General features: G+C 30.5%; 12 protein-coding genes and 3 pseudogenes. 13 read left to right on the top strand and 2 right to left on the bottom strand.

The window, feature by feature from the left end:
• From KPL51_RS14695 to KPL51_RS14660, 8 genes and pseudogenes are all read left to right on the top strand, one after another.
• A partial coding sequence (locus KPL51_RS14695; RefSeq protein ID WP_216163068.1) for an O-antigen ligase family protein occupies positions 1-839 on the top strand: 839 nt, incomplete at its 5' end.
• A 275-nt stretch (positions 840-1,114) separates the two neighbouring features.
• Complete coding sequence (locus KPL51_RS14690; protein WP_216163066.1) at positions 1,115-1,837, top strand: DedA family protein; 723 nt, start codon at positions 1,115-1,117, stop codon at positions 1,835-1,837.
• Between the two features lies 1 nt (position 1,838).
• Positions 1,839-2,120: pseudogene (locus tag KPL51_RS14685) on the top strand (response regulator transcription factor); the annotation flags it as partial.
• A 23-nt stretch (positions 2,121-2,143) separates the two neighbouring features.
• Positions 2,144-2,644 (top strand): annotated as a pseudogene (locus KPL51_RS14680) (glycosyltransferase); the annotation flags it as partial.
• On the top strand, positions 2,641-3,234 hold the full coding sequence (locus tag KPL51_RS14675) for a TVP38/TMEM64 family protein (protein WP_216163062.1): 594 nt from the start codon (positions 2,641-2,643) through the stop codon (positions 3,232-3,234). The pseudogene KPL51_RS14680 and the gene KPL51_RS14675, both read left to right, overlap by 4 nt.
• Positions 3,235-3,597: 363 nt before the next feature.
• Positions 3,598-3,696: pseudogene (locus tag KPL51_RS24070) on the top strand (phosphatase PAP2 family protein); the annotation flags it as partial.
• A 67-nt stretch (positions 3,697-3,763) separates the two neighbouring features.
• Complete coding sequence (locus tag KPL51_RS14665) at positions 3,764-4,303, top strand: phosphatase PAP2 family protein (protein WP_216163060.1); 540 nt, start codon at positions 3,764-3,766, stop codon at positions 4,301-4,303.
• Positions 4,304-4,551: 248 nt separating this feature from the next.
• Positions 4,552-5,127, top strand: coding sequence for an undecaprenyl-diphosphatase (locus tag KPL51_RS14660; RefSeq protein WP_216163058.1), 576 nt, complete (start codon positions 4,552-4,554; stop codon positions 5,125-5,127).
• Between the two features lie 824 nt (positions 5,128-5,951).
• Here KPL51_RS14660 and KPL51_RS14655 read toward each other — a convergent pair.
• Positions 5,952-7,235, bottom strand: coding sequence for an HD domain-containing phosphohydrolase (locus tag KPL51_RS14655; RefSeq protein ID WP_216163056.1), 1,284 nt, complete (start codon positions 7,233-7,235; stop codon positions 5,952-5,954).
• Between the two features lie 1,038 nt (positions 7,236-8,273).
• On the opposite strand from KPL51_RS14655, the gene KPL51_RS14650 reads away from it, so the two are divergent.
• The 4 genes from KPL51_RS14650 (at position 8,274) to KPL51_RS14635 (ending at position 14,957) form a co-directional block, all read left to right on the top strand.
• On the top strand, positions 8,274-8,660 hold the full coding sequence (locus KPL51_RS14650) for a hypothetical protein (RefSeq protein WP_216163054.1): 387 nt from the start codon (positions 8,274-8,276) through the stop codon (positions 8,658-8,660).
• 165 nt (positions 8,661-8,825) lie between these two features.
• Positions 8,826-9,848 (top strand): tRNA 2-selenouridine(34) synthase MnmH, encoded by a 1,023-nt coding sequence (mnmH, locus tag KPL51_RS14645; protein WP_216163052.1) that lies wholly within the window; start codon positions 8,826-8,828, stop codon positions 9,846-9,848.
• 121 nt (positions 9,849-9,969) lie between these two features.
• Positions 9,970-11,925 (top strand): DNA gyrase/topoisomerase IV subunit B, encoded by a 1,956-nt coding sequence (locus tag KPL51_RS14640; RefSeq protein ID WP_216163050.1) that lies wholly within the window; start codon positions 9,970-9,972, stop codon positions 11,923-11,925.
• Between the two features lie 77 nt (positions 11,926-12,002).
• Positions 12,003-14,957 (top strand): DNA topoisomerase IV subunit A, encoded by a 2,955-nt coding sequence (locus tag KPL51_RS14635; RefSeq protein WP_216163047.1) that lies wholly within the window; start codon positions 12,003-12,005, stop codon positions 14,955-14,957.
• A gap of 76 nt (positions 14,958-15,033) precedes the next feature.
• On the opposite strand, the gene KPL51_RS14630 is transcribed toward KPL51_RS14635, so the two are convergent.
• Positions 15,034-15,501, bottom strand: a complete 468-nt coding sequence (locus KPL51_RS14630; RefSeq protein ID WP_216163046.1) for a GtrA family protein — start codon at positions 15,499-15,501, stop codon at positions 15,034-15,036.
• A 162-nt stretch (positions 15,502-15,663) separates the two neighbouring features.
• Between KPL51_RS14630 and KPL51_RS14625 the strand changes: the two genes are divergently transcribed.
• The gene (locus tag KPL51_RS14625; RefSeq protein WP_216163044.1) at positions 15,664-16,914 is read left to right on the top strand and encodes a M16 family metallopeptidase; all 1,251 of its coding nucleotides are present in this window, start codon (positions 15,664-15,666) and stop codon (positions 16,912-16,914) included.
• Positions 16,915-16,944: the final 30 nt, after the last annotated feature.

The raw sequence follows: 16,944 nt of genomic DNA, 5'->3' as shown, positions 1-16,944 counted from the left end.
GAATTATTGAGAAAGCTATATATGTGTATTTTAATTATAATATTTGGGCTAAATTTCTTAAAATTACGTCTCAGCCGGTATTTAATGACAGAATATATAGTACCTTTGGAAACCCTAATGTAGCGGGTAACTGGTTTGCCATAATGATTCTTTTAGGGCTTTATTTCTGTAGCACTACATATAAAACCACAAAATTATTTTATCAAATAGCAACATTTTTTTTCGTGATTGCATTGTATTTGACGGGATCGCGTGGTGCTTTTATGGGACTGTTATTTGGACTTTTTATTTTTTATCTTGTTAAAGGTAATAAAAAAGATATGTGGCCTTTTATAACAATTTTTATAATTACAGCTGTAGTTACATTTATGCCCTCACAAATTTTAGAAAATGTAATTGGCCATAATTTTGATGGTTCATTTACAAGTCGTTTTGGAATATGGAATGGATGTTTAAAAATGATAAAACTTAGACCTATTACAGGCTGGGGACTTATGGGAATTACCGACCATGGAGCATATTTTATGAAAGGCTACTATTATGCAACCTTATACCATGGTCATAATATATGGATTACTGTTATGACGTCACTTGGCACTGTTGGGCTTTTCATATATGCTTATATGAAAATTAATTTATTCCGGAACTTAAAGATGCTTCATAAACAAAAGTGTAGATTAGTTCCAATGCTAGCAAGTATTCAAGCTGTAATAATTGGTCATGGATTAGTTGATTTTACAATGATTGCACCGCAAACGGGATTATTATTTATAGCTAGTTCAGCCATAATAACTGCCCTTGTAACACAATATAATAGTTCAATTAGTAATGGTTATTAAGTGTCGACAACTTCGCAAGAAATAAGTGAGTCTATACATAAAATTCCACAGTCAGCGGAGGTTGTTGATTCATCCTATCAAGAAATGATTGAAAAAGTAAGTAGATTCAAAATTTAATAAATGAATGCAAAAAAATGCTTGGAATAGTTACCAAGCATTTTTTTATTATTCTAAAAATAATCTGATCTTAATCTAGATTTAATATTTCTAATAGATAATAAGAAATAGTTAAATAAAAAGTGCTAAGTCAAATTTAAAATTGGAGTTGAAAAATTATGCAACATATAATTGGATTATTAAATAACTATGGGAATATTGTTTTACCTATATCTTTAATATTAGAGCTTATAGCCTTACCTTTGCCAGGAGAGGCCATACTGACTTACTGTGGGGTTCTTGTTAATCAAGGTAAAATGAACTGGATTTTAAGCATTTTTGTGGCCTTAATTGGAGCCATTATAGGGGTTACCTTATCCTATTTCATTGGTGGGATTTTAGGCACAACATTCATTGAAAAGTATGGTCACTATGTTCATATGGATAAAAAGAACTTAGATAAAGTATCTGTATGGTTTGAAAAATATGGCAATAGATTGTTAGTTGTAACATATTTTATTCCTGGTGTTAGGCATATTACAGAATATTTTTCAGGAATAACCAAGATTTCCTATAAAAAATTTGCATTATATTCTTATGTAGGAGCTATCATATGGACAAGTACCTTTATTTCATTAGGGTCTTTATTTGGAGCAAATTGGGATAAATATCATGGATTAGTAACAGCTTTTTTGGTAAGAGGCGGGGTAGCTATTTTTCTAATAGCAATAGCAATTCACATTCTAATCAAATATAAGTTTTATTTAAATGAAGTTAGTAAAGAAATTTATAGAAAAATAGCAAATACATTTAATTCAATTGTTAATGTAAGTAATAGACCTATAGGTATGACAGTATCTATTTTGGTTCTTTCCGTTGTTATAATTGGTTTTGTAGAATAAATATGATGGACGAGAAGGTCTTAATATAGCAGAGAATAATGAGTATGATTTAATACTCATTGATATTATGATACCAGGGCTTAATGGAATAGAAGTTTGTAGAAGAATACGACAATCATCTAGAGTACCTATTATTATGCTTACTGCAAAAAGTGATATATCGTACAGTGTTTTAGGACTAGATGTAGGTGCAAATGATTATCTTACGAAACCATTTGCAATAGAGGAACTATTAGCAAGGATAAGGGTGTATGAAAGAAATAAATCCATAAGTAATAAGTCAGATCACAACTAAACAGAAAGAACCTTACTTTGCTGATCGTTGGTGATGGACCGGATCGCAAATCTTTAGAGCAATATGCAAAAGAGCTTGATATTGCGGATCGGGTAATTTTTACAGGTGTGATTTCTCCATACGACATTGGAGCATATTACCAGATAGGAGATGTGTTTGTAAGCGCATCAAACAGTGAAACACAAGGACTAACCTATATTGAGGCGTTAGCAAATGGTGTTCCTACAATCTGTCGAAAAGATCCGTGTCTTGAAAATGTAGTAAAGAATGGTGTGAATGGTTGGCAATATGAAACCTTTGAGCAGTTTAATGATGAATTGTACTTTACAATCAGTAGAGATAATGATGATCTGAGGAAAAACGCAATAGAAAGTGCTTACAAAGACTTTTCGTCTGATATGTTTGCAAAAAAAATCGAACATATATATCAGGACACAATCAGTGCTTATAAAAAAAATTACAGGATTAAAACTTTGTCTGTGTTGGATTATACGGAGGTGGTTAAACGATGAAAAATTTAGTAATACGCAAAGCAACGAATATAATCATGGCTGTTGTCACAGTTGTATCCTTGATCTTTGTTATTTATGGCCTCAAGACAAATCTATTTTCTTCACAATTAGAATTGGAAGCTTTTCTTAACATATTTGGTATATGGGCTCCTATAATCTTTATTTTGTTCCAGGGAATACAAGTTGTATTCCCTATTTTACCAGGTGGAATTGGGCTGCTTGGTGGAGTATTAATTTTTGGTCCGTTGACTGGTTTTCTTTATAACTATATTGGTATATGCCTCGGTTCAATTGCAGCCTTTTTATTGGCAAAACATTACGGTACACCCATTATTGAATCACTGTTTAGTCCAAAGCTAAAAGAAAAATATATGAAATGGGCTGATAACAAGAAATTTTCAAAATTATTTACCCTTGCAATTTTTATGCCGGTTGCACCTGATGATTTTTTATGCTACCTGGCAGGTACAACAAATATGTCGTTTGGAAGATTTACGACAATTATTTTGCTTGGAAAGCCCATGGCAATTGCAGCCTATAGCTTTGGTCTGAATGTCGCTCTCCAACATTTAACTGTTTTGGCTCATTAAATAATGTTGCAATCTATGAAATCTGTATACTCTTATAAGTCTCACATACCTTCGTAACATTCCCGTCCTTAATCCAATATGCTTCTCCATATAATACGGATCTATTGTCATCCACAAAAATAAATGCACCGTCAACTAACGCATAAACTATTGCACAAAATAATTGTTATATTTAACATCTAGATCTAAGAATTGTCTGCTTTATAGGTGCTTTTTTATAAAATCATCTAATCTTTAAACTAAACCTAAGACTATCTTAATCTGTTATTCATATTACAAATATATAATATAAATATTGGAAAGTATATAAAAGGTACAATGGCAGCAGTATTATAAAAATATTTCAAACACTATGTACTTGGGTTTTTAAGTCTAGCAGCTTTAATAGGCTTTTCAAGATTATATTTATATGTTAATTATCCAACTGATGTTTTATTAGGCGTATTTTTAGCGTCTTTATGAAGTGGAATAATAATTTACTCATTTAATAAAGTAGGCATATAGAGAAAAGGATGAAAGGGGTATTAGGGTGTATCATAATATTGGAAAAACAATAAATAAGTTTGATAATTATATTCTATTTATTATTAAAAAGTATGGTCACAATAAATATTTAGATATTATAATGCCCATAGCTACATTTGCAGGAAATTTGGGTTTTATTTGGATTATAATAGCTATTGCTTTAATTTTGAATAAACCATATAGAGTAATTGGGAATTCAGTAATTCTAACATTGATTATAAGTACAATTGTTGGGGAAGGAATAGTAAAACATATAATAAGACGAGTTAGACCTTGCAATACACAAGATAACATTAGTCCACAAAGTTTAAAACCAATATCTTATTCCTTTCCTTCAGGACACACTTTATCATCCTTTGCAGTTGCGGAAATGCTGTCTATGTATTTTGCACAATATAAATTTGTATTTATGTCAATAGCATTTCTGATAGCCTTATCAAGATTATATTTATATGTACATTACCCAACAGATGTTATAGCAGGATTTATAATTGGGGTATTATGTTCGAAAGTAATCTTTATTATTTTACATTCGTTTTGGTGATACTTAATTAAGTTTTAAAATATAGAGGAATTTTTTAAGACAAATCTAAGAGCTTTTTAATGTGAATTTAATCTTGAATATCTATAATGTAATTGTAATGAAATCTGTTCATTATCCAGACAGAGGTTATAGCAGGAGCTATAATTGCAATATTATCATCTAAAATAATCTTTATAATTTTATAGAAAGGATATGTGACAAAGGTTACTATTTTTTATTGAAATATATTATAGAAGGGATAGTTAAAAATGAATATGGAATTTTTTAGAATAATAAATAATTTAGCAAATAAAAACATAATTTTAGATAAGACAATGATTTTCTTTTCCCAATATGTACCTTATATATTCATGGCAGTTATTGTAATAGTATATATTTTAGGAATTAAACAAAAAAAATATGAATATAGAAAAATTGCTTTTAGTACTGTTGTTATAACAGCTATAAATTTAATTATAAATTTAATCACTAGAAGTATATTTTATGTAGACAGACCTTTTGTTAATAATAAGGTGAATTTATTATTGCCTCACGATACAGCTTCATCCTTTCCAAGTAACCATGCTACGGGAACAATGAGTATAGCTTTAGGTTTAGGAAAATACAATAGAATACTTGGAATAATAATGACAATGCTATCAATAATTGTAAGTTTTTCAAGAGTGTATGTTGGACACCACTATCCTCTTGATATTGTAGGAGCATATATAATTGTTTTTGCAACAAGCTACATTTATAATTTGAAATTAAGAAGTAAAGTTGAGCATCTATATGAAATAGTTGAAAAGAAAATAGCTACAATATTAAGGCTTAAATCATTATAGAACGAGGATTAATGACATGAACAAAATTTTGAGATCATGTTATTTGAATTTAATCTTTATTTCTTCTTAATCTAATATATGTACAATATGAATAATGAAATAAGAAGGTACAAGATTTTAATTAAAGCAGAAAATCTTATAACAACATATAAAAATGGGTTTGTTTTATTAAGAAATTTAAATTTAAATGTACCAAAAGGTTATACTTTTAATATTGTCTTATTAGAAAAAATATAAAATTTATATGTATAGCGCCTACACAATGAAGCATGAGAAACTACAGTAGGATTTATGGAGCCTATAATATAGACTTGCCAGGCATGGAAAATCAGAAAGTGCAGAAGACTTTAATTCTGGGTTTGTGGTTCAAAGTAAAAAAATCTATGAAAGATACCAAAATGAAGTAATGTCTGGTGTTGAAATAGCGAATGATTAACTTTTACATATGTTATAAAAAGTGGATATGAATTCTCATTTGATGTCGATAAGATAAATGAAAAAATTAATAAACCTTCTCTTATATTATTAGGAAAACAAGACGATTGTGTAGGATATAAGGATGCTTGGAACATATTAGAGAATTTTCCAAGAGCAACTTTTGCTGTATCGGATAGAGCAGGGCATAATTTGCAGATTGAACAGTGCGAACTATTTAATTCGTTAGTTAATGAATGGAATGGATAACAAGTGTTGAAGAGTCGTAATTTTCTTATATATCGTAACATGTAACCCCATATATAATTAATGATGTGGGGCTTAATACATTTAAAGCAAATAACCTTAAAAATAAGATTAGTATTAGAAATCTGGTATCCACACTATTTTTAGAAATATTTGCATTTATTCTCATCAACTATTGCTAAAAACCGATTTTCATAAAAATTTAATGATATAGATTGTTTTACTTTTACTTGTTTACTTATACCTTCATAATTGTCGAATAATAGTTCAACAATACGTTTATCCAATAATTTTTCATCTGTTTGTTTTTTTATAACCTTATAAATATCATTCTTATCCATTCCTTTTCTATAAGGTCTATCCTCAGATAGTGCAGTAAATATATCAGCAACGGTCATTATTCTAGATCCCGTTCCAATTTCCTCTTTTGTAAAATGGAATGGATAACCGCTTCCATCTAATTTTTCATGATGATAGGCTGCCCACTCAGCTATTCGTTGTAATCCACCAATTGAGTCTAACGTTCTGAATGTATAATATGTATGGCATCTTATAATTGAGTACTCATCAGCAGTTAATTTTCCGGGCTTCTCAAGAATACTGTTTGGTATTGTTAATTTCCCTATATCATGAAAATTTCCTGCTATCTTAATTGACTTTATATCTAACTCAGCCAGGCCAAATAATTCAGATAACTTTACTGCACATTCTGATACACCTGATGTATGGGTAGCCGTAAATCTCGATTTAAAATCTATAAGATCTCGATATAGGTTCGATATTAATGATATATCCATCAATCCTATTTGTATGTTTTCAAATGGTCCATTATCCAATAACAACGAATACAGTCGTGAAGAAGTTAAATCTAACCAAAAATCCTCTCTTTTAGATAAGTCAACAAACCAAGATACAATATTTTTATTGAGAACTGTATCCGACAATTTTTTTATCGTTTCGACTATGTCATTACTTTGGTGTAAAATATATTTATTTCTATCTATTAATCTCTCCACATAATCAGATAACAGGATGATTTGAGAAGATAGAATTATCGGGTTTTCTATGCCTTCTTCCCAATCATTCCAATTTCTATGATGATTTCTTACTATCTTTGAAATTTTTTTTAACCATGGTATTTGTTCTAATAATAATTCTCCTCTTATTGTATGAATATTTTCATTTGTATTTTTAAAATTGTGAAGAGATATTTTTTCTTCCGCTGTTATTGCACCAATATCATGTAATAATGCAGCCGTGAAAATGTTTTCAGTAATTTCTGGTTCTAAATTTGCATTCTTAGCTATTTCAAGTGCAATAAACGCTGTTCTATGTTGATGTTGCGCAATCAGAGGATTTGATAAATCTGATACTTCTGATAACGATAATAGCAAATTACCCAAATTCACTAACAACTGTTTTTTCATAAGTCCATCTCCTTTTTTATACAATAATAATGATAATATTAACAAATATTGAAGATATCATATTGTTTATATTAGTACTTACATATGGAACAGGTGAGTATCTTACATTTACATTTGTTCTCCGCTCAACTCAGGTGGAGTGGCTGTATTGTAAACTAAACAATAGATTATGTAGTGCTGATTTCATTAAGATACTAGTTGATTGCTCATAATTCAATCTTTTTAGTTCAGGAGTCACTTTAAGTCTTTTTCTCCAGCTAGTTTTAGCTCGTACCATTTTGACTGAATTTTAATGTTAGCATGAGTTCCCTTATTAATCTTATAATTTTAAAAAACCACCCCAATCTTCTTCAATACCATTTACTCTATCTTTTCTGAGTCACAAGCAATATCTTTTTATACTATATCCGTAAAAAATAATATTTATGATTTACTGCCAATGATTCTCTCTGTATACATAGTAATAATAAGATACTATATACTTTCATTAAATTATACCACAACATGGTATTTTTTTGCATTAAAAGAACTGAATTGAAAGTTACTTAATTCGCAGTTTTTAATAGCTGCTTGCATATATTATATATTCCATACAATAATTTAAATTAACGACAAACTTGTAACAATGTTATAAATAATGTTGCAAGGTTTTGAGCTTGATAAAGTTCCATGTTGGCAGATTTGTTAGCAAAATTATAAGTCTTGTACGACTTTCAGTAATTATATAAAACCTATGAATGCTTTAACACCAGCCTATAGGAACTTGTACAATTCTAACAAAACCTCAAAATTATTTAAGTATAATAACTACGAACCAGTTGGGCTAAAGTTTGCAATTTATAATTATTATAAAATATGATTAGATATAATCAAATAATTTTAGTGCTTAAAAATTATTATATACCTCATATATGTTATACTATAAATGCTCACAGAGTACTATAAAATATATTATTTTTGAATTTAATCAAAAAATGTACCCTTTTTTATTTGAATTGCATATAAAGTAATATAAATTCAAATGAAGGGGGTATGTGCATGTCAGAAATACTTATAGAATATGTGTTAATACTACTTTTGGTATCAGGACTTGGCTATTTAGTTTACTTATTAAAGGATAACGATGTAAATTTTAGGGAAGACTATTATGGTCTTGAATATATAATCTTGGGCTCTTTATCTGCAGAGGAAGCTACACCTGAAAATATAAAAAAAATTCTTAGAATTGTTTCAGATGGAGTTCAATATGTGGAAATTAACTATAAGAATAGCGCAAATACTGTTAAAGAACAAGAAGCTATTGTGAAGTCCAAGGATGCTATTAGTTTAATTGGTTTTAAAAGTAACATAGATAATGATAGTCTAAAATATCTTACAAGATTAGCTGTGGCATTATTGCCACCAACTAATAAATTGGAAAAGTAAGTACCGGCAAAATTAAAGCTAATCACAGTGTTAACCGGCAGGAGTATTTAGTTCTGTCGGTTAATGTTTTGATAAATGATATTAGATTTCACAGTTGTCAGTGGTAAGTTTATTGCTGCGTGTTAACTATACATATGATGAGCAAAATAACAAGGAGGAAAATTAATGCTAAAGACCATAGAATATGGAGAACTTGAAGGAAATTATATATTAGTTGACGTAAGAAGCCCAGGAGAATTTCTCGATTCAACTATAAAAGGGGCAATTAATATACCTTTATTTGACGACGAAGAAAGAAAAGTTATTGGAACCATTTATACAAGGGAAAGTGTTGAAAAAGCAAAAAGACTTGGGCTAGAAATAGCATCTGGAAAATTACTCCGTATTTATGATGAAATTAAAGAACTTTATAGTAAGTGTGATAAAATTGTACTGTTTTGTGCTAGAGGTGGAATGAGAAGTGGTGTACTTGGGATGCTACTTAGTTCGCTAGGAATAAACATAGAGCGAATAAGTGAGGGCTATAAGGGATATAGAAGGTATGTAAATGAAAATTTATCACTACTTAATGATAGGGTTCAATATATTGTTTTACATGGTAACACTGGTGTTGGAAAGACTGAAATACTTAAACAATTAGAATGTGATGGATTTGATGTTTTAGATTTAGAAGGTTTTGCCAATCATAGAGGATCACTTTTAGGTACAGTAGGACTTGGAAAAACAACTAGTCAAAAATCATTTGAATCTAAAATATTTCATATGTTAAAGGGCTGTAAAAGTTCATATGTGTTTATTGAAGCTGAAAGCAAACGTATAGGAAATGCTACTATACCTGATTTTATATTTGATAAAATGAAAGTTGGAATACATATATTTGTGGATGCAGATATTGAGTTTAGGACAGATCTTATTATTAAAGAATATACACAATATGAAAACTGCAACGAGGAAATAATTAATTGTTTAAAAAGGCTGGAAAAATATCTTGGAGAAAAAAATGTTGACAGATACTGTGATTCTGTTTTAAAATCGGAATATGAGGTAGCAGTAAGTGAGCTTATGATAAAACATTATGACCCAATGTATATGCATTCGTCCAATAAATATAATTATGAATTAAAAATCAAAGTAGAAGACATAAAGAGTGCCACAAGTGAAATAGAAAATTGGGCAAAATTTATATAAAAGAATATAAATACCAAAAAACAGAAACTAATGTTCTGTTTTTTTAGTTAAAATCCTTTACCTTTTGCATATAAACATATAAAATAACAAATGTACAATAAATTTTACTGGAGGATTTTTTATGAGTTTAGAAAATGAAGAACTTCAAACCTATGATGTAACGGACTTAACTTCACTAGAAAAACTAGAGTCTGTAAGAATAAGACCTGGTATGTACATAGGTTCTACTGGGAGCAAAGGGTTACATCATTGTATATGGGAAATTTTAGATAATTCTATAGATGAGATAGCAAATGGTTTTGGGGATAAAGCTACCCTAATATTAAATAAAGATAAAAGTGTTACTATTGTAGATAATGGTAGGGGTATTCCTACAGGAATACATCCTATAAAACATAAATCTGGTGTGGAAATGGTCTTTACTGAACTTCACACTGGTGGAAAGTTTAATAATAAGAATTACAAAACCTCTGGTGGATTACATGGTGTTGGAGCTGCAGTTGTAAATGCGTTATCAGAATGGCTAGTAGTTGAAATCAAACAAAAGGGTGAAATTTTCACTCAAAGATTCGAATATTCTTATGACAATGATTTAAAAAGACTTATGCCAGGAACACCGGTAAATAAGCTTTGCGTAGTGGGTGTATCAAAAGATACGGGTAGTAAAGTTACTTTTATGCCAGATAAGAATGTATTCACTACCTTGGAATTTAAATATGATGTCATTGATGAAAGACTACAAGAACTAGCTTTTCAAAATAAAGGAATTACCTTAGTATTTATAGATAAAAGAAAAGAAGGAGTTCCTGTGAAGGAATATCATTCAGAAAGGGGTCTGCTTGATTTTATTGATTATCTAAATGAAAGCAAGACACTACTTCACAAGGAACCCATATTTTTTCAAGGTGAAAAAGAAATAAATAGTTTACAATTGTACGGAGAAGTATGCATACAATTTACTGATTCTACTACAGAGTATATTGCTAGCTATGTTAACAACATACCAACTACAGAATCTGGAACGCACGAAACTGGATTTAAAACTGGCATGACAAGGGCGTTTAAAGAGGGAGCTAAAAAGCTTAATCTTTTAAAAGATAAAGATAAAGACTTTGAAGGTGACGATTTAAGAGAAGGCATGACGGCAATAGTTAGAATTAAAATAAGTAACCCAATTTTCGAAGGTCAGACTAAAAGCAAACTAGGAAATAATGAAGCCTTCAGCATGATGAATGAATTGTGCTATGTTAAAATTTTAGAATGGATAGAAGATAATAAAGAAATTGCCACTAATTTGATAAACAATGCTATTTCGGCTGCATCTAGGCGCGATAAAATAAAGAAAATTAATGATGCTGAAAGAAAAAAAGTTGGTAAGGGAGCATCTCCTCTTGCAGGCAAGATTGCAGTATGCACAATAAAGGATTCGGATTTTACAGAGTTTATAGTGGTAGAAGGAGACTCAGCTGGTGGAAGTGCAAAGCAAGCGAGAGACAGAAGATTTCAAGCTATAATGCCTTCTAAAGGTAAAATTATGAATACTGAAAAGCAAAAGTTAGAAAATGTACTAGCTAGTGAAGAACTTAAATTATTCAACACTGCCATTGGAACAGGAGTTTTAGATAATTATCATGAAAAAGATTTAAAATATGGTAAGATAATTATATTAAGTGATGCGGATGTTGATGGGTATCACATTAGAACCTTATGGATGACTTTTATTTATAGGTATATGAGACCGCTCATCGCAAATGGACATCTTTATATGGGAATGCCTCCACTTTATAAGGTTTATAGAAGCAGTAAAAATGGTGAAGTGGTTAAGTATGCATATAGTGATGAGGAATTAGTTAATACTAAAAAAGAAATTGGGAAAGGTGCACTTATCCAGAGGTATAAGGGTCTTGGAGAAATGAATCCAGATCAACTTTGGGAAACTACACTAAATCCAAATACTAGGACCTTGCAGCAAGTTACTATAGAAGATGCAGCAAAGGCAGAAAAGATGGTTTCACTTTTAATGGGTGATGTAGTTGCACCTAGAAAAAATTACATGTACAAATATGCTGAGTTCTAACGACACTTTTGAAAGTCGTTAGCATCACATTGTGTGATGAACATCACCCTAGGTGATGATTAAGGGGGATTTATTAAATGGCAAAAAAAATTGACATACCTAAAGATAATAATATAATAATGACTCCAATAGAGGAAGCAATGCCAGATAATTACCTTCCATATGCCGTGGAGGTTGCTAGAGAGAGGGCACTTCCAGATGTACGCGATGGCTTAAAACCAGTACATAGAAGGATTCTTTATGGAGCATATATGCTAAGGGCATTTCCAGACAAGCCTTATTTCAAATCAGCCAGAATAGTCGGAGATATTCTGGGTAAATATCATCCTCATGGAGATAGTTCTGTTTATGGTGCCATGGTAATATTAGCTCAAGATTTTGCCACAAGAAAACCACTTATAGATGGTCACGGAAATTGGGGAAGCCAAGATGGGGATAATGCAGCTGCTATGCGTTATACAGAAGCGAGGCTTTCACCTATTGCTCTTGAAATGATAAGGGATATTGACAAGGGTGTTGTGGAGATGGTAGACAACTATTCTGATACAGAGAAGGAACCTTCAGTTTTGCCTTCAAGATATCCTAATTTGCTGGTAAATGGAACCTTTGGTATAGCAGTAGGAATAGCAACAAACATACCACCTCATAATTTGGGGGAGGTAATTGATGGTCTGCTTGCTTATGCTGATAATACGGACATTACAACAAAACAGCTTATGGAGTATATCAAAGGACCAGATTTACCAACCGGAGGTATATTAATTGGTAAGAATGCTATACAATCTGCCTATGAGAGTGGCGAAGGTAAGGTAACCCTTCGTTCTAAAGTTAAAATTGAAACTTTAGAAAATGGGAAACTTGGCATAGTTATTACAGAGTTTCCATATAGAAAAAATAAGGCTAAATTACTTCAATCTATTTCTGATATGACAGCAGACAAAAAACATGCAAAGGCACTTGAGTCTATTATAGATATTAGAGATGAATCAGATAGAACTGGTCTTAGATCTGTAATTGAATTTAAAAAGTCCACAGATAAGGACACTGCCTCCAAGGTTCTTAAATATTTATTGAAGAAAACAGAACTTCAATGTAATATACCTTTTAACATGGTAGCGCTGGCTAATGGAAAACCTCAAACTATGGGGCTTAAAACTATATTAATGCACTATCTAAATCATCAAAAGGATGTTGTTACTAGAAGGACTCAAAATGAACTTGCAGTTGCAGAAAATAGATTTCATATTGTAGAAGGATTTATTAAGGCTGTAGATGTTATGGATGAAATTATAGTAATAATTAGAGCCTCAAATTCTAAAAAGCATGCAGGTGAAAATCTTATAGCTAAGTTTAATTTTTCAGTTATCCAGACTGAAGCAATACTTGAACTTATGTTATATAAGCTAACGGGTCTTGAAATAAAGATATTCTTAAAAGAATATAAAAAGTTAGAAGCACTAATTAAGGGATATAAAAAAATTCTTGAAAATGAAAAGGAACTTCTTAAAGTGATAAAAGCAGAGATTTTAGAAATTAAAGAAAAATATAATGACCCAAGAAGAACGGAAATTATTGAAGATGATAACGAAGCTAAGATAGACGTGGAAGAATTAATCGTGGTAGAGGATGTTATGATAACATTGTCTAATGAGGGTTACATAAAGAGAGTGCCAATGAAATCTTATAATAGGGCTAACGTTAACATAGATGATATAGAGTATAGAGAGGGAGATTTTAATACATATTTAATCGCAGCAAATACCAAAGATACGTTAATGATCTTTACTGACGCAGGAAATATGTATCAACTAAGAGGAGATTTAGTTCCGGAATATAAGTGGAAGGAAAAGGGTGAAAGACTAGATACCCTACTTCGAGGAATAGATTTAACAAAAGAAAGAGTTGTTGCTACTTTTACAACTGAAAATTTATCCGCTAATGTGGAATTTATGCTTTTTACTAATAAAGGGAATATAAAGAAAACAGACTTAGAAAAATTCATCACAAATTATAGTAAGCTATCTGCTTTGAAGTTAAGAGAAAATGAAAAACTCCTAAGTGTTAGCTTAATAGATACAGAAAGGCAAGAAAACTTTATTAAGGTTACCACTAAAGAGGGGTTAGAATTTTCTGTAGAAGAACCAGTGCTTCAGAGCATTGATAGAAATACACTGGGTACTCAACTATTTAATCTTACGGCTGTTGACGAAGTGGTAAATATAGAATTTACGCAGGATTATGATTATAAGGAATTCTATATTAGCATAAATGCAAAAGGGTCCATAAAAGTATCTAGTAAAAAAACTCATACGCATTTGAGTACTTATACTAAAGCTACTTCTACACTGCTGGTATTCACAGAAAAAGGTACAGTTCATAAATTACCTAGCTACATGATGCAAAACATGGGCAAAAGTGGTACGGGAATTACTACCTTGCTTGATAATTTTGACCTTGATGATAAAATAGTAGACCTTATATCTGTTGATGATTTTAGTGAAGAAGCAAGTATATATTTCTTTACAAGAAAAGGATTTACTAAACGGACTAAGCTTTGTGAACTTCAGGGGGATTTCTTCTGGGCTTTGGTTTATAAACTTAAAACAGAAGAAGATAAATTAACCGTTGTAAAAATTAACAGGGATAATGAAGATAGAGATGTACTAATGGTAACAAAAAAGGCCATGTGCATAAGATTTAATGTAACTGCTATTAATTTCATGGGAAAAGTTGCATCTGGTGTAACAGGAATAAGTTTAAAAGATGATGAAGACGAAGTTATATTCGTAGATTTGGTAAAGGCAGTAACAAAAAAATCTGAGGAGCCTAACGGAAAAGAAGGTTCTAATGAGATAGCTGTAACTTTTGAGGAGAATTTATGCTTAACAGTTAGCTCCTTTAAAGGTGAAAAAAAGACTATAAGACTACAAGACATAAATGTTCAAAATAGAGCAGGTAGAGGAAAAAACTTAACTAATGCGCTAGTAGATGATTATGTAGAGGAAGTTATCTTAGCACCTGAAAATAAATAGATTTGTTAGGAAATGCAAGATGCCTTTAATAGAAATATAAAAAAGACACGCAATAAAAGTTAAATAAAACTTTATTTCAGCGTGTCTTCTTTTTATTAAAAACAAAAGTCTTATTAACTAAAAATCCAAGAAAACCTATAGTCATAGAATCTATTAGGATACACATATTAAACCAAATGTGGTTTAACCTCTTTATATTTACACCCCTATGCATATGATGGATTAGTGGATTGTGACTTGTTAATAGGATTAACATAAAGCTGTTTAAAATCATACTAAAAAAAAGTACAGAGGCATATTGAATATAAGCTTTTTTCTGTGAAGTTCCTCTAAAAGTAAACTTATTATTTAATTTATAGCCACAAAATGAATAAACGCAGAAGGCAATTACATTAAAAACAAATAACATTTTTCCACTAGTAATGCCTGTAGTGTAGGAAAGAATGTTTAATATGATAATATCTATTATAATGTTAGTAGCACCAACTAGTGAATACTTAATAAATTGGGTTAAGGATTTTAATGTTTTATTTTTATTACTCATATAATATTTTTCTTAAATAAAATAATTTTAAGAAATTAGTCACCACCCTTTTAATGAAAAGAATATAATAATTTGTCACAAACAACAGTGTACAACAAAAGAATAAAAAATAATACAGAAATATTTATAACATAAGTAAAATAAGAAAATGAAGGTGAACTAGTGGAAAAAATAATATATAAAAATGGAGTAAAGCTACTATATAAGAGTGCAGAGAATAATTTAACTTCTTTTACCATAGGATATAATGCAGGGGCAAACGTAGAGGAAAATAGTGAACTTGGAATTGCTCACGTGGTGGAACATATGCTATTTAAGGGAACATCATCTCGCACGGAATACGAGATAAATAAATTATGTGATGAAACCTTTGGGTTTTGTAATGCTATGACTAATTATCCATACGCAGTATATTACGGCACTACCTTAGATGAAGATTTTGAAAAGGGCTTTGAAATCTACTCAGATATTCTTTTGAATCCTACCTTTCCAAAACATGGATTTAAAGAAGAAATAGGGGTGATTTGCGAAGAACTGAAAGAATGGAAGGATGATTCCTCACAATTTTGTGAAGACTCATTATTTTATAATGCCTTTGAAAGGCGAAGAATAAAGAATTTAATTATAGGAACGGAGGAGTGCATTCGTTCCATAACCATAGAGCAGATTGTGAATTTTTATAGGAGGTATTATAGATCAAATAATTGTATAGTCTGCGTAATATCCTCATTGAGCTTTAAAGATGTTTCAGAAATAGTAGAAAAGTATTTTTGTAATTCTAGTCCTGAACTTGCTAATGAAAATCAGCCTAATGAAGGCATAGCTCCGTATATCTACGAAAATAACAAGCCAGGCACACACTTTCAATATAGAGAGGATGTACAAGGGGCCAAAATTCAATACTGTTTTTCAATTCATGATTTAAATGCTAGGCAGATTAGTGCACTAAAACTATTTAATTTAGTATTCGGAGAGGGTACAAGTAGTATACTATATGATGAAATCAGGACTAAGAGAGGCCTTGTATATGATATAGGAAGTAAAATTAAAAATGAAACAGGGATAAAACTTTTTACTATCTCGCTTGGGACTTCCTATGAAAATGTGGATAAAACTATAGAAATCATTAACAATGAAATTGAAAAAGTTAAAAAGTTAGATGTTTTTTTTGATCATCAGTGTATTTTGAAACTATGTAAAAGTTACAAATTAAGACTAATGCTAGCCTTAGAAAAATCTATTCAAACTAGTGTGAGTTTATGTGCATATGAAATTATGTACGGGGATGGCTCAGTAATCTTTTCTGAATTTGAAAAAATGGAAAATATAAGTGACGAGGAAATAATGGAAGTAGTAAAGAGTGTCTTAGTAAATGCTACTATTCAAGTACTAACCACAAAAGTGAAAAAATAATTTGTAGTAATGCAGTTCTAATAATAGGTA

The sequence above is a fragment of the Clostridium bowmanii genome, from assembly GCF_018861315.1.
GTDB lineage: Bacteria > Bacillota > Clostridia > Clostridiales > Clostridiaceae > Clostridium_AD > Clostridium_AD bowmanii.
This window is presented reverse-complemented; position numbering and strand designations above follow the sequence as displayed.